Here is a 1148-nt window from a genome sequence, read left to right as displayed (position 1 = left end):
CGGAAGTGCCGGTCGAAGAAGTGCCAGAAGTACCGGCTGAACCGGAACCAGAAACACCAACAGAACCAGCACCGGAGGTAACGCCAGAAGTACCGGTGGAAGAAGCAACACCGACAGCACCGGAAGTACCAGTTGAAGAGATTCCAGAAGTGCCATCCGAGCCAGAGGCAGAAACACCAATAGAACCGGCACCAGAAGTAATACCGGAAGCACCGGCAGAAGAAACAACGCCGACAGAACCGACGCCAGAGGAACCGGTAGAAGAACCAACATCGACAGGATCAGAGACTCCAGTTGAGAAAGAACCAGTAAAAGAAACAGAAGAAACGTCTACTGAAATTTCTCCTTCTAAAGAAGATACAGTAATAGAGTCTGAAAAAGAGGAAGAAAATGATGAAGTTACTGTTGAAAACAATGACATATCAAAAGAAAGCACTGGTGAAGTAACTACACAAAATGACACAGAAAATGTGAAAACAAAATCAGTGGAAAAAGATGTTCAAGATAAAAAATCAACAATTTTAAACTCTAAAACTTCTACTCATAAAAAAGAAAGTAAGCCTAATAAACAAGCATTACCTGAAACAGGTAATGAAACATCATCAATGCCGTTATTAGGTTCATTGTTGACATTGTTTGGTTTAGGATTTATCGCAAGACGCTTTAATAAGAACGAAAAAACAGATAAATAAGACTGAGGGTAGTCTAAAGTAAAAATGCCATGGTAGGGATTGAATCCCATTACCATGGCATTTCTTTATTTATAAAGTGAAATTGAATTATCCAATATCTCCTAGAGTCGCAACCATCACAGCTTTGATAGTGTGCATACGGTTTTCAGCTTCTTGGAATACAACAGAGTGTTTACCTTCGAATACTTCATCTGTAACTTCCATTTCTTTTAAGCCGTGTTTTTCCTCAATTTGTTTACCGATTGTTGTGTCAGTGTTGTGGAATGAAGGTAAGCAGTGTTCGAAAATAACATGTGGGTTACCTGTTTTTTCGATCATGTCTTGGTTTACTTGGTAAGGTTTCAATAATTTGATACGTTCTTCCCAAACTTCATCGGGTTCACCCATAGATACCCATACGTCTGTGTAAAGTACGTCTGAATCTTTAACACCTTTATCGATGTCGTCTGTTACTAA

At 39.5% G+C, this 1148-nt stretch carries 1 protein-coding gene and 1 pseudogene; one reads left to right on the top strand and one right to left on the bottom strand.

The annotated features are described in order from the left end of the window. A partial coding sequence (locus HMPREF2603_RS12880; RefSeq protein ID WP_186822233.1) for an LPXTG cell wall anchor domain-containing protein occupies positions 1-692 on the top strand: 692 nt, incomplete at its 5' end. Between the two features lie 87 nt (positions 693-779). Here the strand turns inward: HMPREF2603_RS12880 and HMPREF2603_RS12875 are convergent. Beyond that, positions 780-1148: pseudogene (locus tag HMPREF2603_RS12875) on the bottom strand (ornithine carbamoyltransferase subunit F); the annotation flags it as partial.

The sequence above is a fragment of the Staphylococcus sp. HMSC055C03 genome, from assembly GCF_001809385.1.
GTDB classification, from domain to species: domain Bacteria; phylum Bacillota; class Bacilli; order Staphylococcales; family Staphylococcaceae; genus Staphylococcus; species Staphylococcus simulans.
This window is presented reverse-complemented; position numbering and strand designations above follow the sequence as displayed.